The following is a 21,410-nucleotide window of genomic DNA, read 5'->3' as shown; positions in this document are numbered from 1 at the left end:
CGTAGCTTAAGGACAGGAGGGGTCCCTTATTGCTTATAGCTTCAAGCCAAATTTATCAGCGTTTTCCTGAGCCGTTTCATACCCTGCGTCAGCATGACGGAAGATGCCCATGGCAGGGTCGTTGTAAAGCACGCGGCTCAGGCAACGGTCTGCTCTTTCAGTGCCATCGGCAAGTATAACCATGCCGGCGTGCTGCGAATAGCCAATACCTACGCCTCCTCCATGGTGGAACGAAACCCAGGTAGCGCCACCCGCAGAATTCGACATCAGGTTAAGCAACGGCCAGTCCGAAACTGCATCAGAGCCGTCCAGCATGCCTTCTGTTTCGCGGTACGGCGATGCCACAGAACCGCAGTCCAGGTGGTCGCGGCCAATAACGATAGGCGCTTTTACCTTTCCCTCACGCACCAGCTTGTTAAACAGCAAACCGGCTTGCTCACGCTCACCCATACCCAGCCAGCAGATACGGCAAGGCAAGCCCTGGAATGCCACTTTTTCCTCAGCCTCATCCAGCCACTTGATCATGTGGGTATTATCCGGAAACAGCTCTTTCAAAGCAGCGTCGGTTACTTTAATGTCTTCAGGGTCGCCGGAAAGGGCGGCCCAACGGAACGGCCCCTTGCCTTCGCAGAACAACGGACGCATGTACTCCGGCACAAAGCCCGGTATGTTAAAGGCGTTCTTCTCGCCGCCTTGTTGCGCAAACTCGCGCAGGTTATTGCCATAGTCGAACGTGCGGCTGCCGCGGCGCTGTAATTCCAGCATAAAGCCAACGTGGCGGGCCATACTTTTCAGGGAGCGTGCCTTGTAAGCTTGCGGATCTTTTTCGCGAAGCGCTTTCGCCTCTTCCAGCGTTAATCCGTTTGGCACATATCCATTTATCGGGTCGTGTGCAGAGGTCTGGTCTGTTAAAATTTCCGGTGTGATATTGTCCTGGATAAGTTTCTCCAGTGTATCCCCGATATCCCCCACTAAACCGACAGAGATGGCCTCGCCTTTTTCTTTCGCCTCCAGCACCCAGGCTTTTGCCTCTTCGTAATCGTAGGTCATTTTATCGATGTAACGGGTTTCCAGGCGCTTTTTGATGCGCTCCGGGTCCACGTCTACCCCCAGGAAGGTGGCACCGGCAATGGTTGCCGCCAATGGCTGGGCTCCACCCATGCCGCCAAGTCCGCCGGTTACCAGCAGCTTGTGGCGCAGATCGTCGTTAAAATGGATTCTGCCGCAGGCCGCAAAGGTCTCGTAAGTGCCCTGAAGTATACCCTGTGTACCAATGTAGATCCAGCTACCAGCCGTCATCTGTCCGTACATCATCAGGCCACGCTCACGCAGTTCGTTAAAGTATTCCCAGGTTGCCCAGTGAGGCACCAGGTTAGAGTTGGCTATGAGCACACGCGGCGCCTCGGCATGGGTTCTTACCTTGCCTACCGGCTTACCCGACTGCACCAGCAAACTTTCGTCCTCCTCCAGGTTAAGGAGCACCTCTATTATCTTTTGTGCATCTGCCACTGTGCGTGCCGCCTGGCCTATACCGCCATACACCACCAGGCGCTCAGGGTCCTCGGCTACCTCATCGGTAAGGTTGTTGAGGAACATGCGCAATGCCGCCTCCGCCTGCCAGTTCTTCGCATTAAGCTCCGGGCCGGTTGGCGGTATGTAAGTGGGGTGGTTGGCGTATTTTTGGATAAACTCGCTCACAGAAAGACCTGAGCGCTGAACTGTTGTAGATGGGGATGCTATATTCATAGTTGTTGATCTATACTTTTGTCAGAAACCAAGATGCAACAAAAATATACAAAAAGGCAGGAAAAGTATACTTAATTTCGTTTTAGTATAACGTTGCGCTTTCAAATTATACGGTGACAGGCTATGTTCCATCTTCCCTTAACTTCACTCTCAAGCCACTTCGACAACCATGATATTTACCTCTTCGACCAGCTTCTCAAAGGCCGGATAGCCAAGGGCATGAAGCTGTTAGACGCCGGCTGCGGAGGCGGCAGAAATATACAGTACCTGATGCAGGCAGGTGTTAAAGTTTACGGCGCCGATGCGTCTGAGGAGGCCATTTCTAAGGTGAGAAGTATGGCAAAAGAGCTGGCTCCTACCCTGTCTGCCCAAAACTTTGTGGTTTCCGACCTGGCCACACTGCCATTTGATGAGGCCAGTTTTGATGTGGTGCTGTGCAGCGCCGTACTGCATTTTGCCAGATCAGAGGAGCATTTCAAAAGTATGGCGCAGGAGCTTTGGCGCGTACTAAAACCCGGAGGCATGCTTTTCTGCCGGCTCAGCACCACCATTGGCATGGAGGGAAAACTAAAGCAAGTCGGTGAAAAGCTTTACCAGATGCCGCACGGTCCCGTTTGGTTTCTGGCAGATGAGGCCATGCTACAAGAGTTGATAGCAGGATGGCAGGCGGAGAAACTGGAACCCTTAAAGACTGTGTTGGTAGAGCAGGATAGAAGTATGACCACGCTGGTGCTGCGGAAGGTGTAGTCCTCCTGCTATGGTAAATATAGTCCATACCCATAAGCTATTTTCCAAAGTACCGGGTCCAACCACCCCTACCCCTCTCCCGAAACAAGTCCGGGATCTTCGACTTGTCTAAGGCGGGGAATTTTTACTTACTCCTTTTCCTGTTTTCGCATTAGTTAGTGTCACTACTTCTGTCATCCTGTAAGGATCTTGTGTGAAGGGAGGTTAAGCATCAGCTACAGTGCTCATATTTTAGACAACAGTAGTACCAGATTCCCCGCCTTAGACAAGTCGAAGATCCCGGACTTGTTTCGGGAGAGGGGCCAGGGGTGGTTGGACCCGGCATTACAGAATGTCTTCCTTTGAAGTCGCAGATCCCTGACTTGATTCGGGAAAAGGCATAAAGGGGTGTATTAATCGCCTGTAGAAATTCCCCCGCTTCAAGTCAGGATCAGTATGCCCAATACAAACTTGCAATCATTTAAATCAATGAAACCCCCTTAATCACCGGTCTATTTCAAGCTCGCCATGTCAATCACAAACCTATACTTCACATCACCTTTTACCATGCGTTCGTAGGCCTCGTTCACGTAATCTATCGGGATAACCTCTACATCGCAAAGTATGTTGTGCGTGGCGCAGTAGTCCAGCATTTCCTGGGTTTCGGCAATGCCTCCTATAAGCGAGCCTACCAGACGGCGGCGCTTGAATAGCAGGTTACCCGCCATGATTTCTGCCGGAGCAGGTGGTGCGCCAAGCAAGATCATGGTGCCATCCCGTTTCAGCATGTTCATGTACATGTTGTAGTCGTGTGGCGCAGACACTGTGTTGATGATGAAATCGAAGGAGTTGGCCATATTTTTCACCACCTCTTTATCGCGGGTGTTGGCAAAATCGTGTGCGCCTAACTCATAGGCATCCTTTGCTTTTTCAGGCGAGGTGCTCAGTACCGTTACATTGGCCCCTTTAGCTGCAGCGATCTTAACAGCCATGTGCCCAAGGCCTCCTAGTCCAACCACACCTACCTTATGCCCCTCGCCTATCTTCCATTCCTTTATCGGAGAGTAGGTTGTTATGCCGGCACAAAGCAACGGAGCCACCCGCGACAGGTCCATGTGCAATGGCACCCGCAGCACATACTGCTCATCTACCACAATATTGTTTGAGTAGCCGCCCTGAGTGGGTGCGCTTCCATCCTTCGCCTGTCCACCGTAAGTTGCCACAAAGCCGTTCTCACAGTATTGCTCCAGACCTTCACGGCAGCTGTGGCAGTGGCGACAGGAGTCTACAAAGCAGCCAACACCGGCCAGGTCGCCTTCTTTAAATTTCTGAACATCTGATCCGACTGCTACCACGCGGCCCACAATCTCGTGGCCCGGCACAGACGGGTAAAGAATTTCGCCCCACTCCCCTTTCACATGGTGAAGGTCTGAATGACAGATGCCGCAATAAAGTATCTCGATCTTCACATCATGAGGCCCTACATCGCGGCGCTCAAAATCATATGGCTTCAGGTCTGAGTTTGCATCGTAAGCAGCGTAGCCTTTTGTTTGTATCATAGTTTTATACTTGGTTTGAGTTTATACTTTATTTCATCATTTGTTCTACAGCGCCCTGGTAAAATGCTGCCGGCACTCCCCTCACTCCTGGCTTTACCGAGAACAGGCCACCGCTTTCAGGATACTCTTTCAACTGTTCCTGGGTTAAGCCTTCGCGTGCCGTGGTAATGTAAAGGGTAGCTAAATCACCTCCTCCAAAGGCGCAGGAAGTAGTTTTTTTGGCCGGCACTTTCACTTTCTGTAACAGTTCTCCAGTATTTGGGTTATACTTTGCCACAGCGCCAGCTCCATGCAAGGCCACCCACAGGTTGCCCTCTGCATCCAGCGTCATCCCGTCAGGGGCGCCTTCCTCTTCCGGAATCTCAATAATCACCCGCTCGTTGCTGATCTCGCCAGATGCTACATCGTAGTCAAAAGCTTTCACCTGCTGCGTTGGCGTATCTGTAAAGTACATCGTCTTCTTATCCAGGGACCACACAATGCCATTCGAGATAGTCAGGTTGCCGAGCTTGTGGTATACTTTTCCGTCCAGGTCCAGCATGTACAGGTCTGCCCCACCGGTTCTTTTATCAAGGGCCATGGTGCCTACCCAGAAGCGTCCTGCCGGGTCACATTTGCCATCATTAAACCGAATATCCTCCTGTTTTATGGGATTGGTTAGACAAGAGAGTTTGCCTGTTTGGATATCGATGTGAAAAATACCATGCTGCAAAGCTACCAGTGCCCCGCCATCCTGCACAGGCACTACCGTACCGATGCGTCCACCAACAACCAAGACCTTATCCTCACCGCTTTCGGGGTTGTACAGGTGCAAGGCTTTTCCTTCAATGTCTACCCAAAACAATTTTCGGGCAGTTGGATGCCATAGCGCCCCCTCACCGAGTTGGGCTTTGGCATCCAGTTCCAGTTTAGCAGTAAGCTCAGGGACAGCATTTGTCTTGTCCGTCATTAAAGAAAGTGTTTGTAACCGATTAGAGGAAGTATAATTTTATTACTGCGTTCGAAGTGAAAGTATATAGCTAGCCATTTCCCGCGCATCTTCTTTGCTGATATCCGGGTGGGCTGTCATGGGTATCTGCCCCCACACACCTGATCCTCCATTAATTATTTTGCCTGCAAGGTAATCGATGTTCTTTTCGGTTGCCTCATACTTTTGTGCCACCTCTGCATAAGCAGGGCCTATTAGTTTCTCATTCTCGCGGTGGCACGAAAGGCAGTCGGAAAGAGAGATAAGCTTGGCGCCTTTTGGCAATTCGGGTTGCTGTCTGGCGTTTGCCTGTGGCGATGGACCAGTTACCTGGGTGGTGTCGGGTTCGTAGTTGCTTTCGTAGTACTTGTCGTAGTCAGATTTTTCTTCTCCGCAAGCCACAAAAAGCAGGCCCAGGCCAAGCAATAAGCAGGTGTTTTTCATAATGTTTGAGTGTCTGGTTAAGGTTTTTTGATATACGGTAAGATAGTAAGTTTAGTGATGAAATTGATGTTAACCGGGATAAAGTTTAAGCGAGATTATTTGACCGGTAAGCAAGCAAAAATCCTTTTTCACGCATGATAGCAATCGACTTTTAAACAGCACCATTAGCCCTAAAAATATGACCAGGGTATAGCTCTAAAACTGATTCCGGATCATAATAATTACTGTATCAAAATCCCCACAATTCCTTATCTTACATCATCAACCCAAACTAACCTTAGAGCATAAAACATGAAATCCCCGTTTAAAAAAAGCTTGTGGCTAATACTATTACTTCTTACAACAAGTATAGCCATGGCGCAGAAACTGCCGGGCATCGCCTCCAAAACCGAGGGCATGAAACGCTACCCCGGATACTTTACTTTTTACTACGACGATGCCAGCGGCAAAATATGGCTGGAGATCGATAAGCTGAACCAGGAATTCCTGTATGTAAACTCACTGCCGGCAGGCCTTGGCTCCAACGATATTGGCCTGGACCGCGGACAGCTGGGCAGCACCAAAGTGGTATACTTTAGCAAACAAGGCCCGAAGGTAATGCTGGTGCAGCCAAACCTGGCTTACCGCGCCACCTCCGACAACCCCAACGAACGCCGTGCCGTGGAAGAATCTTTTGCGCAGTCTATACTTTGGGGATTTAAGGTGGAGGCTGCCGATGGCAATAAAGTGTTGGTAGATGCCACTGATTTCCTGCTGCGCGATGCACATGATGTGACGGGAAGTATAAAACGCACAAAGCAGGGCAACTATAAACTGGATGCAAGCCGCTCCGCTTTATACTTGCCGCGCACCAAAAATTTTCCGCAGAACACCGAGTTTGAAGCTACCCTTACCTTCACCGGAGGCGAAGATGCCGGACGCTATTTGCGTGAGGTGGCCCCGGATATAAATGCACTCACCCTGCGCCAGCATCACTCCTTTATCCAGCTGCCCGACAACAATTACCAGCCCCGCAAGATGGACCCGCGCGCCGGCTACTTTGGCATCTCCTACTTCGACTACTCCACACCTGTTGACGAAAGTATAGACAAACGCTTTATTGCACGACATCGCCTGCAGAAAAAGAACCCGACTGCAAAAGTGTCGGAAGCAGTGAAACCGATTGTTTATTACGTTGACAACGGTGCGCCTGAGCCTATCCGCTCTGCCCTGGTAGAGGGCGCGCGTTGGTGGAACCAGGCCTATGAGGCGGCTGGCTACAAAAACGCTTTCCAGGTGGAGGTACTGCCCGATACCGTTGACCCGATGGACGTTCGCTATAACATCATTCAGTGGGTACACCGCAGCACGCGCGGCTGGTCTTACGGGGCCTCGGTTATAGATCCACGTACAGGCGAGATCATAAAAGGACATGTATCGCTGGGCTCGTTGCGTGTGCGACAGGACTACATGATCGCTGAAGGGTTGCTTTCTCCTTATATAGACGGTAAACCGGTAAGCAAGGAAATGATGGACATGGCATTGGCACGCATCCGGCAGCTGTCGGCACATGAGGTGGGCCATACTTTGGGCATTATGCATAACTACGCAGCCAGCTCCAACGAAAACGCCTCCGTGATGGATTACCCGCACCCGATGGTTAAGCTGGACCGTGCCGGCAACATCGACCTGAGCAAAGCCTACGAAACAGGTATCGGCGCCTGGGATAAGTTGGCCATTACGTACGGTTACCAGGACTTTCCGAAAGGAACCAACGAGCAAAAAGAACTGAATGAGATTTTAAGACAAGGTGCTAAAGAGGGACTGTTGTTTATATCGGACAGAGATGCACGTGCCGCAGGCGGCGCACACCCGGTAGCCCACCTTTGGGACAATGGCCTGAATGCACCTGAAGAACTGGCCAATGTACTGCGCATTCGTGAGAAGGCATTAAAGAATTTCTCTGAAGAAAATATAAAACCCGGCGCTGCTATGAGTACACTGGAAGATGTGCTGGTGCCAGTCTACAATTTCCATCGCTATCAGACAGAGGCCACTTCCAAATTAATTGGCGGCCTTAATTATACTTACGCCACACGCGGCGACAAGCAGGTAGTGACGGAGCCGGTAAGCAAAAGTGATCAGCAAAAAGCCCTGGACGGAATGTTACGAACCATATCACCAGAGGTGCTGACGCTGCCAGAAGAGATCATCAGACTTATACCTCCGCGTGCACCGGGTTTAGGCAACAACCGTGAGCTTTTTGCCAAGCGCACCGGCCTTACCTTCGACCCGATGGCCGCCGCCGAGGCCTCTGCCGATTTCTCCCTGTCGTTGCTGCTGCACCCGGAACGCGCTTCCCGTTTGGTAGAGTTACATGCCCGCCACAACAGTCTCGGCCTACAGCATGTAACAGAACAGTTAATCGATAAAACCTGGAAAGCACGTCGTGAAAAAGGCTTGCAGGAGGTAGTGCAAATGCAAACCGAACAACTGGTACTAACGCACCTACTGCAGCTGGCCCACAACGAAAACGCCTCTTACCAGGCACGCGCTATTGCGACAGCCGCCTTACAGGACATCAAAGACTACATCACACGCAAGCGCAGCACAAACAGCAACAGCCCTTACCAGGCGCACCTGGCCTTTGCCCTGGACCGCCTGAACCGCCCTGTAACGGAAGAAATAAAGCCAAGCCGTTCCTTAGACCTGCCTCCTGGGGCTCCAATTGGTAGCGGTGAGCATATCGGGTGTGAATGAGGCTTTTAGTTGTTGGTTATTGGTTGTTGGATATGTAGAGAAGGGATTTCGTTATTCGTTGCTAGTCATTCGTTATTGGGAATGTAGAGACGCAATATTTTGCGTCTTGCTAGCTACAAGGCTACAGAGGATAAATTACGAAGACCTCGCGGCGTCTTTATGACCCGCGAGCGTCTTATTTAAGCTACGTAGCTGTCGGCCATTCCTGCCCAGACACTCGCAGGACCTCCGGACGCTGCGAGGTCTTTACTCATAGCCAACAAGACGCAAAATATTGCGTCTCTACAATTTAGACTAACAAAAAGCAACGCTATCGCTTAAGACTTGTGCCAGAAATAATGAAACAAAGAAGTTATACCTACCAAAAATCCAGCACATCCCGCACATCAACACCATCTGCATAAGGCTCAAGTATGGCAATCGCGTTAGCAGTCTTTTTAAAGGAACTGTATACCTGTACCTCATCCCCTGCCCATAGCTCTACAAAAGAACCGTTGAGGGCATAAAGCGTGACCGTCCAGCCATTGTGCAGGCGCTGGGCAAGCAGGGTGCCGTCTTTTGCGATGGCTTCTTCCTGGCTCCGGTACGGGAGCCTCTCAAACAGCGAATATTCCAGCATAGCAGATAGGAAAGGGTGTTATACTTTAAGCGTGAAGGCTGTCATTAAGTTTCAAAAAAGCATACCGGTCACATCAACCCAGGACACCTGTGGAAGCAGTGTGGGCATAATAAATAGGTAAATAAGCCGCTTTGCCGTACTTTTGAAGTATAAAAAGTATAAACGGTTCTATAATGATAGTGCTGTTTAAGATTACCCATATACAGTTACGCCATGGAACCCATCAGACTAAACAAGTTTATAAGCGACTCAGGGTACTGCTCACGCCGCGAAGCCGACAAAATGATTGAGCAGGGCCGTGTTATGGTAAACGGCAAACGCCCCGAAGTAGGCGCCAAAGTAACGGCCAAGGACAAGGTGCGCGTAGATGGCAACCTGCTGCAAGTAGACGCCGTGGAACCGGTATACTTACTCCTGAACAAGCCTGCCGGCATCGAAACCACAACCGATACCTCGCAGCGTGACAACATCATCAGCTTCACCAATTACCCGGAGCGCATCTTCCCGGTTGGCCGCCTCGACAAAGACTCGGAAGGCCTGATCATACTTACCAACGACGGCGACATCGTAAACAAGATCCTGCGGGCTGGCAACAAGCACGAAAAGGAATACATCGTTACCGTAGACAAACCTATTAACCACGAATTTGTGGAGCGCATGAGCAATGGCGTTTCTATACTTGGGGTAAATACCAAAAAGTGCTTTGTTGAGCAACTGGGGCCTAACAAGTTCAGGATCATACTTACCCAGGGCATGAACCGCCAGATACGCCGCATGTGCGAGGCATTAGGTTACGAAGTACAAACCCTGCAACGTACGCGCATCATGCACCTGTCGCTGACTAAAATCCCACTGGGCCAATGGCGCAACATGACGGAAACTGAAGTGGCCGAACTGCAGCGACTGGTTGCCAGTTCCACTAAAACTGAGGAAGGCTCTATTGGTAAAAAGCGCGCCGAGGCCCCTGCTCCTGCTAAAAGCAAATCTAAACCAAGAAGTAGCAGCTCTTATGGAGCAAAACCAGGAGGTGGCTCAAAAAGCGGAAAAAGTGCTGCAACCGGAAAGCGTGACAAACCAAAGTCGTCTAGTTCGGCCAGAGGTTCACGTGGTGCCTCCAAAGGTGCTGCACCCGGCGGAAAAGGCAGAAGCGGAGGCTCAAAGGGAGGCAGAAGAAGATAACTTTGGGGAATTATGAATTATGAATTATGAGTGATGAATTATGAATTATGAATTTGTAATTCATTTCCCTAGTGCTTGTTTAAGATTCGTTTAAAAGTATGAATCTAATCTTGTTGGTGTTTTTCTACAACAATTAAAGATTATTGGCCACTCTTCGCCTCATTCGTAATTCATCACTCATAATTCATAATTCTTCACATTTGCCTTTCCTTTTCCTGTAACTTTGCCCTCTTAATTAAAACGGCGTAAGTATAGGCACAAGCAACGCCACAACACACCATGGAACCAAAGCGATTAAATAAATTTATAAGCGACACCGGCTTTTGCTCTCGCCGCGAGGCCGACAGGCTGATAGAAGAAGGCAGGGTAACTGTTAACGGCAAAGAACCTGAGCCCGGCATTAAAGTTACGCCTAAAGATAAGGTCAGGATTGACGACCAGATACTGAGTGTGCGCGATGAGGCACCTGTTTTCCTGGTATTGAACAAGCCTTCGGGCATGTCGGCCACTGCCGATATGAATGTCAGAGATAACGTGGTGAGGGCTATAAACCACCCGGCCACTTTACAGCCAATTGGTAAGCTGGACAGAGAGGACGAGGGTATTTTATTCCTGAGCAACGACACAGACCTGGTGCGGAAGCTAACCAAGGCAGACAATAAACTGGAAAAAGAGCTTCTGGTAACTGTTAATAAGCCGTTCTCATCGGAGTTTATCGCAAAACTTAGCGAAGCCTGCGCTTCGTTTGAAGATGGCAACCCCAAAAAAGCAGTTATCACCAAAGAAACAACCACCCGTTTCCGCATTGTGCTGGAGCCCGGCATGACGCATACCATCAAAAAGCTTTGTGAAAACCTGGGGTATAAAGTTACCTTTCTGCAGCGTGTTAGGGTGCAAAACATATCGCTGACCAAACTGCAGAAAGGGAATTGGCGTGCACTATCCGAACAGGAAATAGAGAACTTCAAAAAACTGGTTTCCACGGGTGCCGGCTATACTTCTGCCAGAAGCAAATCAGAGTCAAGGGATCAGTGGTCTAAAGGAGGTGCCGGACGCGAGTCAAATGCTTCGGACAGGGCTGGTGCCAGAAAATCGGCGAAGGAGAAAGCGGCCGAGCGCGGTGGCCCGGGCATGCGCATCGGAAAATCGAGACCCGCTGCTTCAAAAGATGCGGGTACATCTAGAGGCTCTCGTGGTGCATCCAAAAGTAAAGGCGCTCCATCAAAAGGCGGCTTTAACAAAGGAGGCACTAAAAAAGGCGGGACTTCCAGAGGTTCGTCAGGCCGTTCACGTTAGCCACTGTAAAAACAAAAGCGGCGTTGCAAGTATAACTGCAGTGCCGCTTTTACTTTTAGCCTATCCAGCATCAACCCATTACTTGCCAGCACTGCTCTCCCTACATACTGTTATCTTCAGGCTATTTCTGGGCAAACAAATCCGACGATAAATACCTGTCTCCCCTGTCGCAGATAATGCACACTACCACACCTTCCTCCAGCTCTTCAATTAGCCTGGTGGCTACGTGCACGGCCCCTCCGCTGCTCATGCCGGCAAATATACCTTCTTCCAGGGCCAGCCTCCGCGTCATAGCGGTTGCCTCAGCCTGACTGACATCTATAGTTCTGCCCACGCGCTCAGGTTCGAATATCTTGGGCAAATACTCTTTTGGCCAGCGCCGGATACCCGGTATCTGGGAGCCCTGCACGGGTTGGGCACCTATAATCTGGATCTTTGGGTTTTGTCCTTTCAGGTAGCGGGAGGTGCCCATAATAGTGCCTGTAGTACCCATAGATGATACAAAATGCGTAACGGCCCCTTGCGTGTCGCGCCAGATCTCAGGGCCGGTTGTGCGCACATGCGCCAGGTAATTGTCAGGGTTGCCAAACTGGTTCAGCACCAGGTAGCCACCATTTTCTACCTGTTCTGCCACGTAGTCAATAGCGCCTTCCATAGATCTTTCTGCTGGCGTAAGTATAACTTTTGCCCCATAAGCCTCCATGGTCTGCACACGCTCTTTGGTAGCACTGGCCGGCATTACTAACTCGATCTCCACGCCCATTAAAGTGGCGATCATGGCAAGCGCAATGCCCGTATTTCCGCTTGTAGCCTCGATCAGTTTCATGCCGGGCTTCAGTTCACCACGGTCCAGGGCACCTTTGATCATACTATAAGCTGCACGGTCCTTTACACTTCCTCCCGGGTTATTTCCTTCGAGCTTTGCGTAAAGTTTAACTCCTGGTTTAGTATTGATATGGGTTAGCTCTACCAGCGGTGTATTGCCTATAAAATCGAGTAAGGTAGCCATCTTGGTTGTTATTTTATGTAAAGGTGTCAATCTGAATTAACCCATGCCATGCTTTTTGGTTTTGGTACAGGTTAAATAAGTTCAAAGGTTATAACTTAAGTGCGATTAACCCACCCCTAACCCCTCCGAGGAGGGGAATTTCATTCTAAGAAAAATTGTCCCCTTGAGGACAACCTAAAGCGTGAGCTTTAGAGTTGCGAGCAATGCTCTACAGGGGTGTAAAGCCAGTTGGAAGGGCCTTTCGTAAAAAACTAACACCCCTCTATGACCTATGGTCGCAAGTTTCAAGCTCACGTTTTCACTTGTCCTCAAGGGCAGGGCCGTTTCATTCTATTTTTTTGTCATCTTGGAAGGAACTTGGGGGCTGGGAGGACAAGCTTAACCTCCGGGGGTAGGGGCCCTCTTTCTCTCACAAGTTTCTTAACAGAATGACAGGAGTTTTTTCACTTTTTTATTAGAATGAAACGACCCTGCCCTCAAGGGGACAATTTTTCTTAGAATGAAACGACCCGACTCTTGCAGACTAGCCAAAACGAGCGTTTTGAGCGAGCGTAGCTCTCAGGGGTGTGTCTACACCCAATATCGTTAACTTAAGGAAAATGCTCTTTCGGACTTCTTTGTCCGAAAGTAAAACTGCCAGGGGACATCCTTGTCCCCGTATTCCGCAACGCGGACAAGGATGTCCGCAGCAGAACAAGATCCGGACAAGGATGTCCGAATCAGCTGTACAAAATCCTTAAATTGACGGCATTATGTTTACACCTGCCCGGTTTATAGTATGTCACAACTTGAGTTTCAAGCTTTCCCCGAAACCTCTGTTTAACATAAAAACCCCACCAAAGCATTGATTGTCTGATGGGGTTTATTTCTTATTTTGATACGCTTACTTATTTTTCAGCATTTTCAATAATTCCTCAGCGGCCGGCTCAGATGAGGCTGGGTTCTGGCCCGTGATCAGGATGCCGTCTGTAACGACATGCGGTTGCCAATCTCCCGCTTTGGTATAGTTGCCTCCTAGTTCTTTTAGCTTGTCCTCTACTAGAAAGGGTACTACATCTTTCAGTTGCACGGCCTCTTCTTCAGAGTTTGTGAAGCCAGCCACTTTTTTACCCTTAACAAGCGGTTCGCCGTTTGGCGCCTTTACCTGTGCCAGTACAGCAGGACCGTGGCAAACAGTAGCTATCGGTTTATGCTGACTGGCAAAATTCTCGATCAGTTTGATGGAGTCTTTGTCGTTTGTGAGATCCCAGAGCGGGCCATGGCCACCCGGATAGAAAACAGCATCAAAATCCTCGGCCTTTACTTCGCTTAACTTTTTGGTCTGAGACAGCTTTTGCTGCAGTTCCTTATCCTTGTAAAAGCGTTCGGTAGCCTCCGTCTGTGCATCCTTCGACTCACTGTTTGGATCGATGGGCGGCTGTCCGCCTTTTGGAGAGGCAATGGTAATATCCACCCCGGCATCTGCCAGTTTGTAGTAAGGCGCTGCAAACTCTTCTGCCCAAAAGCCGGTCTTATGCCCGGTATCTCCCAGCTTATCATGAGAGGTCAATACAAATAATACTTTCATAGTATAGATTTAAATTTAGCTATAAAAGCGTGTACGAATCTATCAGTGCTTTGTCGGACTTGTACTGACATTTCGGGTGTAACTAAAGATTGCTACCCTGCCCAGGTGCCCATTTTGCCCAGGTGGTAATCCTGAAAGGCCTGCTGTATTTCCTGCTCCGTGTTCATCACAAACGGGCCGTGTGCCACCACCGGCTCGTTAAATGGCTTGGCATGTCCCAGAAGAAGGTAACTATCCGTACTGGCTTCCACTTCCAGTTCCTCACCTTCATTGGCAAACTCTACCAGGTGCAGCTTTTCTACCTCCTCTCCGTTTACTTTTACGCTGCCCCGCACCACGTAAAAAAAGATGTTTCGCTCAGCGGCTATACTTGTAGCAAAGCTGCCACCCTGCTGCATTTCTACACTTGCCATGTGTATATCGCTGAGGGATGGAATTGGCCCTCTTGTACTTGCCCAGGTACCAGACACCACATTTACTTTTACCTTGCCCTCGTCTTCAGTAACCACCGGGATCTCATCTTTTTGCAATCCAACATAGCTTGGCTTTACCATTTTATACTTTGCCGGCAGGTTAAACCATAGCTGCAGTATCTCCAGGGGGCCTCCCTCCTTCTTAAACTTCTCCGACGACACTTCCGCATGGATAAGGCCAGAACCGGCGGTCATCCATTGCACCCCACCGGCCTCTATCACGTCCTTTCCGCCGCCGGTGTCCTGGTGCATGATGTCGCCTTCAAGTATAAACGTAAGCGTTTCAAAACCCCGGTGCGGGTGCGGACCGAACGGAAGCCCCCGGTTGCCCGGCTTGTACACCTGCGGGCCATGGTGGTTCAGAAACAGGAACGGATCGATGTAACTTACGGAGTTGGTTGGCAAAGCCCTGTACGTGATCAGGTCGTCGATTGGCGCGCTGGTGGCTTTGTGTATCTTTTTTATCTTTCTCTGCATAAAGACTTAAATTTGATGTAGCTACACTAAATTACAAAAATATAGCTCTTAATCATAATCCAGTGTTGCCTTACATTATTCCACATATGAAGTATGGACGGCTATACTTTCCCAGGCATCAAGGTCCGAGGCTATCTGACCAAGTTTGGTTCTTACTGCCTCAAAGGCATAGCGGCCAAGGGGCAGGCGCAGCGGCGGGTTCGGCGACTGCACAACTTGCCACAGTACTTCAGCCGCTTTCATCGGGTCCCCGTCCTGCTTGCCGTTACGCTCATGCATGGCCCGTTCAAATGCGCCAGCCGTTTGGGCATAGGCTTCTATCTTATTTTCTGCTTTTTTTATACTTGTGCCGGCAAACTCAGTTCGGAATGGTCCCGGTTCCACAATAATCACTTTAATGTTAAAAGGAGCCACTTCCTGTGCCATCGCCTCGCTAAATCCCTCCAGGGCAAACTTGCTTGCATTATACACACCAAAACCCTGTGTAGCCCTTATGCCTGCCACCGAGGATATCTGCAAAATATAGCCATTTTGTTGCTTGCGCATATAGGGTAGTACGGCCTGTGTCACATGCAACGCCCCATAGAAATTGGTTTCCATCACTTCCCGTACTTCGGCAGTGGCAACCTCTTCCATCGCGCCTAAAAAGCCAAAGCCGGCATTGTTTACCAGTACATCAATCCGTCCATACTTTTCTGCCACCTCTTTTATCGTGCGTTTTACCTCACCGGCTTCCGTCACATCCAGCAAATGGGCAAAGGTCAGGCCCGGGGCAATATCGTTAAACGGCTGTACCTGCTCTTTTTTCCGGACAGTACCCACTACGGTGTCTCCGTGCGCAGCGGCTTCTTTGGCCAGTTCGCGGCCCAACCCACTCGACACGCCTGTTATAAACCATATTTTGCTATGTTTCATTTTCTCATCCTGTTTTATTCGACCTATTTAACTTGAGTTATGCCAATGCAGTTACGTCTGATCAAACCCCATTTGTAATTCCGTCTTTAAAACTAAGTTTATTAGCTAAAACTAATTATATTAGCGAAAGTATAAGTTATGATGAAGGCAGAAGATTTTTTAAAAGGACGTGGAGCACAGTATAATCCGGCAAACCCATACCTGAAGCAGGAATACGTGGCAGCACACATCGAGGGGCTGGATGAAGCGATGCTGTCTAACTCTAAAACGGAATTTCTGGCTGAGCATCCCAAAAAGATCGTAAATAAGGTGGAGAGTCCGGATATTGGTTTGAGCTACTCGCTTAACCCCTACCAGGGCTGTGAGCACGGCTGCGTGTACTGCTATGCCCGCAACACACACCAGTACTGGGGCTATGGTGCCGGTCTGGACTTTGAGCGTAAGATCATTGTTAAAGAAAATGCACCACAGGTTCTTGCAAAACAACTCGAAAGCCCCAACTGGCAGGTTATGCCACTCATGCTGGCCGGCAACACCGATTGCTACCAACCCATTGAGGCTAAAAAAAAACTTACACGCCAGATTCTGGAAGTGCTGCTGCAATACCGACACCCGGTCAGCATCATTACCAAAAACGCCCTCATACTCCGCGACCTCGACCTGCTTACCGAACTCAACAAGCTGGACCTGCTGCACGTGAACATCAGCATTACCACATTGGATGAAAAGCTGCGCCTGAAACTGGAGCCACGCACTGCCTCCGGGGCAAAGCGCCTGGAGGTGGTAAGACAACTGAGTGCGGCAGGCATACCGGTAAATGTAATGGTAGCCCCTGTTATTCCAGGGCTCAACGACTCCGAGATACCCCAGATCATAAAGCAGGCTGCAGCGGCGGGAGCACAAAGTGCCGCCTATACTATTGTGCGGTTAAACGGAAGTATAGGCCCCATTTTCGAAGACTGGATACAGGAGGCTTTTCCGGACCGCGCCGCCAAAGTACTTAGCCAGATAGCCGACTGCCATGGGGGAAGCCTGAACGACAGCCGCTTTGGGACGCGCATGCGCGGTGAGGGTAAGTTTGCCGATGCGATCTCAAAACTGTTTAAGCTGAGTAAACAAAAGTATATGGCCGGCAGAAGTATAAAGCCATTCAACTACAGCCATTTCTGCCAGCGGGCTGGCAAGCAGATGGAGTTATTTTAGGGCTTATGATACTCAGCCTATCAGGGCGCAACTTTCATCTCACGTTTAATTAATTTCAATAACCGATTGACATCCCCCTACCCCCTTCAAAGGGGGACTTTTTCAGCATAAGTAATAATTATTACTTTACATCTAAGAACGTCCCCTTTGATGCAGGGTCGTTTCATTCTACAAATTTCAAGGTCATGGCGCGAGCGTCCTCGCTCGTGTCGGGCTATGGCTGGGCCTTCCCGTGACTGCGCCCGGGACAAGCTGGCCCAGTTGGATCGCAGATCCAACGGTATAACAAGTCACGGATCACAGATCCGCGCCAGCACAAGGCAGTAAGAAAAATTCCCCGCCTTTGACTCTAAAGGGGGCCCCTTCACCCCCAGGAGGGGTTAGGGGTGGTTGGACCAGGTAATGCGAGATTCCCCTCTGGGGGTAGGGGCCCTCTTTTAAAGAGAGTGGCAGGGGTGTGTCAATCGTCTACAGAAAAATCAAACCACCTTACAACTTGAAATTGCCTTGCGTAACAAGTATCCACTTCATCCAAAATTTACTTATCTTACTGCAATGCCTGCTATACTTTTCTAAAACCCGTAGCAGCCGGAAGAGTATTTAAAGAACCAAACCCTTACCGCAGCCAATGGACCTAACTGCCAACGACATTGTAGTAAACAGCTGGACCGAGCTTCAGAACGCCCTTTTCGACCATAGCTGGGATGATAAAATAGAGCGATTCAGATCTGCTTTTGTGTACCGGGGAACTTCCAACCCGGATTTTAACCTGAGCACCAGCATTATGCGCATTGGCAGCAAGTATGAGCAACTGGAGCCACACCTGCTGCGCAATTTCCGGAAGTATGCCCATACCAGCGCCGCCTCCGGTAACTCCGTCTGGAACTGGCTGGCCCTGGCACAGCACCATGGCCTCCCTACCCGCCTCCTCGACTGGACCTACTCTCCTTATGTTGCCCTTCATTTTGCCACCGAAGACCTGAGCAGCTACGACCAGGACGGATGCGTTTGGTGCGTGAACTATGTAAAGTCGAGGGAGTTTTTGCCGCAGCCGCTCATGAAAGCGCTGGAAGATGAAGGTTCGAATGTGTTTACACCAGAGGTATTAGAGCCGGTGGCCCCTTCGTTTAAGGCACTAAAAAGCTTTCAGGAAGAAGAGTATGTGATGTTCCTGGAGCCGCCTTCGCTGGATGCCCGCATCGTACACCAGTATGCCTTGTTCTCGATGATGTCGGATGTGCGTGCTGAGCTTAGCATGTGGTTAGACAAACACCCGGACTTATACTTCAGGGTGATCATACCTGCCCGATTGAAATGGGAGGTGCGCGATAAACTAGACCAGGCTAACATCACAGAACGTGTACTTTTCCCGGGTTTAACTGGCTTAAGCCAATGGCTGAAACGCCACTATACGCACAATCAAAATATTAACTAAGAATAAATGTTTGCCTGCTAATTTATGCAGAGAAATACCTATCTTAAGCGTATAAAATATACACAAGGAATTTTACATACTTTAAGATAGATGAAGTTGCTATTACCGATTGCCACCTTTACAAAATATAACTTTTTTAAACGCTATACCCGCCAAACCGCTGCCCTGCTGTGTGGATTATTGCTAACCGCATCATGCGAGCAGAAACAGGAAGCAAGGTCGGCTACACTTCCGGAGCGACAGCCTGTTGTGGAGACCGAAACCTCATCGGGTACTAATGCAGATTCAATGGCAATGGCCAGCGCCGATTCTGCCGCAGCACCCCTGAGCCAGCCAGAGTCCACAACAGCCACCGCATCTCCGGATTCCGGATACGTATACCCCGGCCCTGAGCCATCTCCCGGGGCCATACTCCCACACAAGCGCATACTAGCCTATTATGGTAACCCGCTTTCGAAGCGCATGGGTATTTTGGGCGAGTACCCCGAAGATGAAATGCTGCGCAGACTTGACCAGGAAGTAGAAAACTGGCAAAAAGCAGACCCGAACACCCCGGTACAGCCTGCATTGCATGCCATTGTAGTTACGGCACAGGGCCACCCGAGTGCAGGGGGTAAATACCGCCTGCGCATGACCGATAAGATGATCGAAAATGTGCTGGCAATGGCCGCCAAACGCGATGCGCTGGTTTTCCTGGATGTGCAGGTGGGCCAGAGCACTTTGCAGCAAGAGTTGCCAAGGCTGGAGCAGTTTCTGAAGCTGCCGCATGTGCACCTGGGCATCGATGCGGAGTTCTCGATGAAGGACGGCAGCATACCTGGCCGAAAAATAGGCACTTTTGATGCGGCAGATATAAACTACGCTACCAAACTGTTATCCGATATTGCCAAAGCGCACAACCTGCCGCCTAAATTGCTTATTGTGCACCGCTTTACGCAACGCATGATCACGAACCACCAGAACATTACCTTAAGGCCTGATGTGCAGGTGGTTATGCACATGGATGGCTGGGGTCCGCCATCGCTTAAAAAAGACACCTACCGCCGTTACATCCAGAAAGAGCCGGTGCAGTTCACGGGTTTCAAGATCTTCTATAAAAACGACACCAAAAACAATTCCCGACTGATGACACCGGAAGAAGTACTGGCCCTGAAGCCAACGCCGATGTATATTCAGTACCAGTAGGGCAGTTTTGAATGAGTGAATACGTTTTGGATGAGTGGATGGGTAGATGACGGCTTACTGGCTTTAAGGATTAGAAAGGCTGCGTTGAGTCTTGATGGTTTCTCAGGTTAGGTATAAATTGTAGAGGCTAACCCATAGCTTTTGAATGGAAATGGGCTTGAATTTTAAAATGTATGAGATTGGATCCGAGATGGACCAGCGCAGCTGTAAATAACCTGAATCCTTGCCTTACTTGATCTGCCTCAAACTCCTTTTCAATTTCGAATCTTAAAGGGAAAATTATCCATGCCGCGAGTTTTCAACTCGCGGCTCTTCATGAGCCAAGCTTCCAGCTTGCGAACGTCTGTGTTAGGCTTGCAGCTGGCTTTGGCGAGCTGAAAGCTCGCACCATGGATAACCACGAGTTGAAAACTCGCGGGATGTGGGCATTTTATACTTATGTATTAACTTAACCTCAATAAGTATAAGCGTGTTTTTTCATATTGGCGTGTACTCATCACTTTAGAAATACCTGACTATGCAACGCTTCCGCACCCTGCAGCCTTTGTAGTCTTACTTTGTACACATTATAAGCAAGTTTTAACTTATAACAGTTGCATAACAATCAGTGGAAAAGAGCTATATTAGTAACGCACTATAAAAGAAAATAGTGGTGAAGCGCCTGCGAATTAAATCATACTTTTAAAGTATAGCTTTACAACACCACCTATAGTGCAGATAGTAGGAGTAGGTACTCCTGCTAGCCGCTAGTTATGTTTAATTTAAAGCATGAGAAGATACGAAACCTCCGAATTTCGAATTGATACAACTGGAATATCGCTGCTAAGGAGTAAATATCCCTACAGAAGGATTTCTTATCAAGAAATTGGCGAGCTTCAGATACGAAAAGGAAGAGTGGTAAATAATCATATCGCTGTTCTGATTATGGGTTTTACACTAATTGCAGCAGGAATTTATATTAGCAATGTTTTTAGCCCTGTAGCTATTTACAGAACTCAGTTAGGTTATCAAGGTGGAAAAGCTTTAGGGTATTTAATATTTATGATTGTAGGTTTCTTCTGCTTTGGGGGTATATTAATCTACAAATCACTAAAGAAGGATTTCGTGTTGGTTATTAAGACAGAAGTGTTCAAAAAATCATACCCGCTTACGGAGTTAAGAAAAAGAAGAGAACTTGACAGCTTCTTGATAGAGTTAAGAGAAGTGGTGGGGAATAAGTTAATTACGATGTCAAGAGAACTAATTTAAAATAACCTATAACATAACCACACCTAAACTTTAGCTACGCCACAGTTTAGCCAAGTCCGTTGGCGTGCATGTGAAAGTATAGAATGGAAAAAAAGAACTCCCATATATTAGATGAAACTAGCCAACTCCTGTTGCTTTACGAGTGGGAAACCGCTTCACTAATAGATAAGGAAAGTGATGCTATTCTGTGGCAAGAAAAGTACATTGGAGACCCTGCATGTGGACTAATCGACAAGTGCAATAAATGGGCTGTTATTGGTGGTGACCACCTGACAATTTGGAATCAAGGGAAAACACGGATTGTAGATGAACTTTCAGACATACATTCAATAAGAATAGAAAATGTTGATACTATAGAAGTTCTGATTGACCCGTGGAGTAATAAATCAGCGGTCTGGAAGGTGAATGTAAAGACTCTGGAAAAATCAAAGATTAGAGACTTCTTGAAGTATAGAGACAAACCATACGCAGAAGAAGTAAAATGGTAAAAACACGAAACGCCAATCGAGTAGACGGCCCCGCCAGTGTTAACTGACGGGGTGCGCCTCTCACACCACCGTACGTACGGGTCGCGTATACGGCGGTTCGTCAAGGATAGCACAGCCGCTCTTTACACCAGCTGT

Annotated in this window: 18 protein-coding genes; 9 read left to right on the top strand and 9 right to left on the bottom strand. The window is 49.0% G+C overall.

From position 1 onward, the window contains the following. Positions 1-33 precede the first annotated feature (33 nt). Positions 34-1,746 carry a urocanate hydratase gene (gene hutU / locus AC4BAP_RS07505; protein ID WP_490582007.1) on the bottom strand — a complete coding sequence of 571 codons (1,713 nt, stop codon included), beginning with the start codon at positions 1,744-1,746 and terminating at the stop codon, positions 34-36. Positions 1,747-1,869: 123 nt separating this feature from the next. Here hutU and AC4BAP_RS07500 point away from each other — a divergent pair, with 123 nt between their 5' ends. Beyond that, positions 1,870-2,493, top strand: a complete 624-nt coding sequence (locus AC4BAP_RS07500) for a class I SAM-dependent methyltransferase (protein ID WP_490582006.1) — start codon at positions 1,870-1,872, stop codon at positions 2,491-2,493. Between the two features lie 491 nt (positions 2,494-2,984). Here AC4BAP_RS07500 and AC4BAP_RS07495 read toward each other — a convergent pair whose 3' ends face one another. The 3 genes from AC4BAP_RS07495 to AC4BAP_RS07485 are packed head-to-tail and all read right to left on the bottom strand — an operon-like array spanning position 2,985 to position 5,442. Continuing rightward, positions 2,985-4,031: an NAD(P)-dependent alcohol dehydrogenase gene (locus AC4BAP_RS07495; RefSeq protein WP_490582005.1), complete on the bottom strand. Its 1,047-nt coding sequence runs from the start codon at positions 4,029-4,031 to the stop codon at positions 2,985-2,987. Between the two features lie 28 nt (positions 4,032-4,059). Beyond that, a complete protein-coding gene (locus AC4BAP_RS07490) occupies positions 4,060-4,980 on the bottom strand; it encodes an SMP-30/gluconolactonase/LRE family protein (protein ID WP_490582004.1) in 921 nt (306 codons plus the stop codon). 42 nt (positions 4,981-5,022) lie between these two features. Next, a complete protein-coding gene (locus tag AC4BAP_RS07485; RefSeq protein ID WP_490582003.1) occupies positions 5,023-5,442 on the bottom strand; it encodes a c-type cytochrome in 420 nt (139 codons plus the stop codon). A gap of 291 nt (positions 5,443-5,733) precedes the next feature. Here AC4BAP_RS07485 and AC4BAP_RS07480 point away from each other — a divergent pair, with 291 nt between their 5' ends. Next, positions 5,734-8,181, top strand: coding sequence for a zinc-dependent metalloprotease (locus AC4BAP_RS07480; protein WP_490582002.1), 2,448 nt, complete (start codon positions 5,734-5,736; stop codon positions 8,179-8,181). 358 nt (positions 8,182-8,539) lie between these two features. On the opposite strand, the gene AC4BAP_RS07475 is transcribed toward AC4BAP_RS07480, so the two are convergent. Continuing rightward, on the bottom strand, positions 8,540-8,800 hold the full coding sequence (locus tag AC4BAP_RS07475; RefSeq protein WP_490582001.1) for a hypothetical protein: 261 nt from the start codon (positions 8,798-8,800) through the stop codon (positions 8,540-8,542). A 213-nt stretch (positions 8,801-9,013) separates the two neighbouring features. Here AC4BAP_RS07475 and rluF point away from each other — a divergent pair, with 213 nt between their 5' ends. Together rluF and AC4BAP_RS07465 are read left to right on the top strand one after the other, a co-directional pair. Further along, entirely contained in the window at positions 9,014-9,979 is a 966-nt protein-coding gene (gene rluF, locus AC4BAP_RS07470; RefSeq protein WP_490582000.1) for a 23S rRNA pseudouridine(2604) synthase RluF, read from the top strand. A gap of 279 nt (positions 9,980-10,258) precedes the next feature. Continuing rightward, positions 10,259-11,275 carry a S4 domain-containing protein gene (locus AC4BAP_RS07465; RefSeq protein WP_490581999.1) on the top strand — a complete coding sequence of 339 codons (1,017 nt, stop codon included), beginning with the start codon at positions 10,259-10,261 and terminating at the stop codon, positions 11,273-11,275. A 121-nt stretch (positions 11,276-11,396) separates the two neighbouring features. Here the strand turns inward: AC4BAP_RS07465 and cysM are convergent, their stop codons facing one another. The 4 genes from cysM to AC4BAP_RS07445 all read right to left on the bottom strand — a co-directional run bounded on the left by cysM (position 11,397) and on the right by AC4BAP_RS07445 (position 15,716). Then, on the bottom strand, positions 11,397-12,284 hold the full coding sequence (cysM, locus tag AC4BAP_RS07460; protein ID WP_490581998.1) for a cysteine synthase CysM: 888 nt from the start codon (positions 12,282-12,284) through the stop codon (positions 11,397-11,399). A gap of 883 nt (positions 12,285-13,167) precedes the next feature. Beyond that, complete coding sequence (locus AC4BAP_RS07455; protein WP_490581997.1) at positions 13,168-13,851, bottom strand: type 1 glutamine amidotransferase domain-containing protein; 684 nt, start codon at positions 13,849-13,851, stop codon at positions 13,168-13,170. A gap of 92 nt (positions 13,852-13,943) precedes the next feature. After that, positions 13,944-14,801 (bottom strand): pirin family protein, encoded by an 858-nt coding sequence (locus AC4BAP_RS07450; protein ID WP_490581996.1) that lies wholly within the window; start codon positions 14,799-14,801, stop codon positions 13,944-13,946. 75 nt (positions 14,802-14,876) lie between these two features. After that, positions 14,877-15,716, bottom strand: coding sequence for an oxidoreductase (locus tag AC4BAP_RS07445; protein ID WP_490581995.1), 840 nt, complete (start codon positions 15,714-15,716; stop codon positions 14,877-14,879). Positions 15,717-15,857: 141 nt separating this feature from the next. On the opposite strand from AC4BAP_RS07445, the gene AC4BAP_RS07440 reads away from it, so the two are divergent. The 5 genes from AC4BAP_RS07440 (at position 15,858) to AC4BAP_RS07420 (ending at position 21,275) form a co-directional block, all read left to right on the top strand. Further along, positions 15,858-16,919, top strand: coding sequence for a PA0069 family radical SAM protein (locus AC4BAP_RS07440; RefSeq protein ID WP_490582323.1), 1,062 nt, complete (start codon positions 15,858-15,860; stop codon positions 16,917-16,919). 628 nt (positions 16,920-17,547) lie between these two features. After that, positions 17,548-18,354, top strand: coding sequence for an FRG domain-containing protein (locus AC4BAP_RS07435; protein ID WP_490581994.1), 807 nt, complete (start codon positions 17,548-17,550; stop codon positions 18,352-18,354). Between the two features lie 90 nt (positions 18,355-18,444). Next, positions 18,445-19,539, top strand: a complete 1,095-nt coding sequence (locus AC4BAP_RS07430; protein WP_490581993.1) for a hypothetical protein — start codon at positions 18,445-18,447, stop codon at positions 19,537-19,539. A gap of 768 nt (positions 19,540-20,307) precedes the next feature. After that, positions 20,308-20,787 (top strand): hypothetical protein, encoded by a 480-nt coding sequence (locus AC4BAP_RS07425; RefSeq protein ID WP_490581992.1) that lies wholly within the window; start codon positions 20,308-20,310, stop codon positions 20,785-20,787. Between the two features lie 83 nt (positions 20,788-20,870). Then, positions 20,871-21,275 carry a hypothetical protein gene (locus AC4BAP_RS07420; RefSeq protein ID WP_490581991.1) on the top strand — a complete coding sequence of 135 codons (405 nt, stop codon included), beginning with the start codon at positions 20,871-20,873 and terminating at the stop codon, positions 21,273-21,275. Positions 21,276-21,410 lie beyond the last annotated feature (135 nt).

Source organism: Pontibacter sp. GD7 (assembly GCF_058216375.1).
This window is presented reverse-complemented; position numbering and strand designations above follow the sequence as displayed.

Bases quoted from the DNA above. Each gene is read 5' to 3' on its own strand.
- hutU (WP_490582007.1), bottom strand. From the start codon at position 1,746: ATGAATATAGCATCCCCATCTACAACAGTTCAGCGCTCAGGTCTTTCT.
- AC4BAP_RS07500 (WP_490582006.1), top strand. From the start codon at position 1,870: ATGTTCCATCTTCCCTTAACTTCACTCTCAAGCCACTTCGACAACCAT.
- AC4BAP_RS07495 (WP_490582005.1), bottom strand. From the start codon at position 4,031: ATGATACAAACAAAAGGCTACGCTGCTTACGATGCAAACTCAGACCTG.
- AC4BAP_RS07490 (WP_490582004.1), bottom strand. From the start codon at position 4,980: ATGACGGACAAGACAAATGCTGTCCCTGAGCTTACTGCTAAACTGGAA.
- AC4BAP_RS07485 (WP_490582003.1), bottom strand. From the start codon at position 5,442: ATGAAAAACACCTGCTTATTGCTTGGCCTGGGCCTGCTTTTTGTGGCT.
- AC4BAP_RS07480 (WP_490582002.1), top strand. From the start codon at position 5,734: ATGAAATCCCCGTTTAAAAAAAGCTTGTGGCTAATACTATTACTTCTT.
- AC4BAP_RS07475 (WP_490582001.1), bottom strand. From the start codon at position 8,800: ATGCTGGAATATTCGCTGTTTGAGAGGCTCCCGTACCGGAGCCAGGAA.
- rluF (WP_490582000.1), top strand. From the start codon at position 9,014: ATGGAACCCATCAGACTAAACAAGTTTATAAGCGACTCAGGGTACTGC.
- AC4BAP_RS07465 (WP_490581999.1), top strand. From the start codon at position 10,259: ATGGAACCAAAGCGATTAAATAAATTTATAAGCGACACCGGCTTTTGC.
- cysM (WP_490581998.1), bottom strand. From the start codon at position 12,284: ATGGCTACCTTACTCGATTTTATAGGCAATACACCGCTGGTAGAGCTA.
- AC4BAP_RS07455 (WP_490581997.1), bottom strand. From the start codon at position 13,851: ATGAAAGTATTATTTGTATTGACCTCTCATGATAAGCTGGGAGATACC.
- AC4BAP_RS07450 (WP_490581996.1), bottom strand. From the start codon at position 14,801: ATGCAGAGAAAGATAAAAAAGATACACAAAGCCACCAGCGCGCCAATC.
- AC4BAP_RS07445 (WP_490581995.1), bottom strand. From the start codon at position 15,716: ATGAAACATAGCAAAATATGGTTTATAACAGGCGTGTCGAGTGGGTTG.
- AC4BAP_RS07440 (WP_490582323.1), top strand. From the start codon at position 15,858: ATGAAGGCAGAAGATTTTTTAAAAGGACGTGGAGCACAGTATAATCCG.
- AC4BAP_RS07435 (WP_490581994.1), top strand. From the start codon at position 17,548: ATGGACCTAACTGCCAACGACATTGTAGTAAACAGCTGGACCGAGCTT.
- AC4BAP_RS07430 (WP_490581993.1), top strand. From the start codon at position 18,445: ATGAAGTTGCTATTACCGATTGCCACCTTTACAAAATATAACTTTTTT.
- AC4BAP_RS07425 (WP_490581992.1), top strand. From the start codon at position 20,308: ATGAGAAGATACGAAACCTCCGAATTTCGAATTGATACAACTGGAATA.
- AC4BAP_RS07420 (WP_490581991.1), top strand. From the start codon at position 20,871: ATGGAAAAAAAGAACTCCCATATATTAGATGAAACTAGCCAACTCCTG.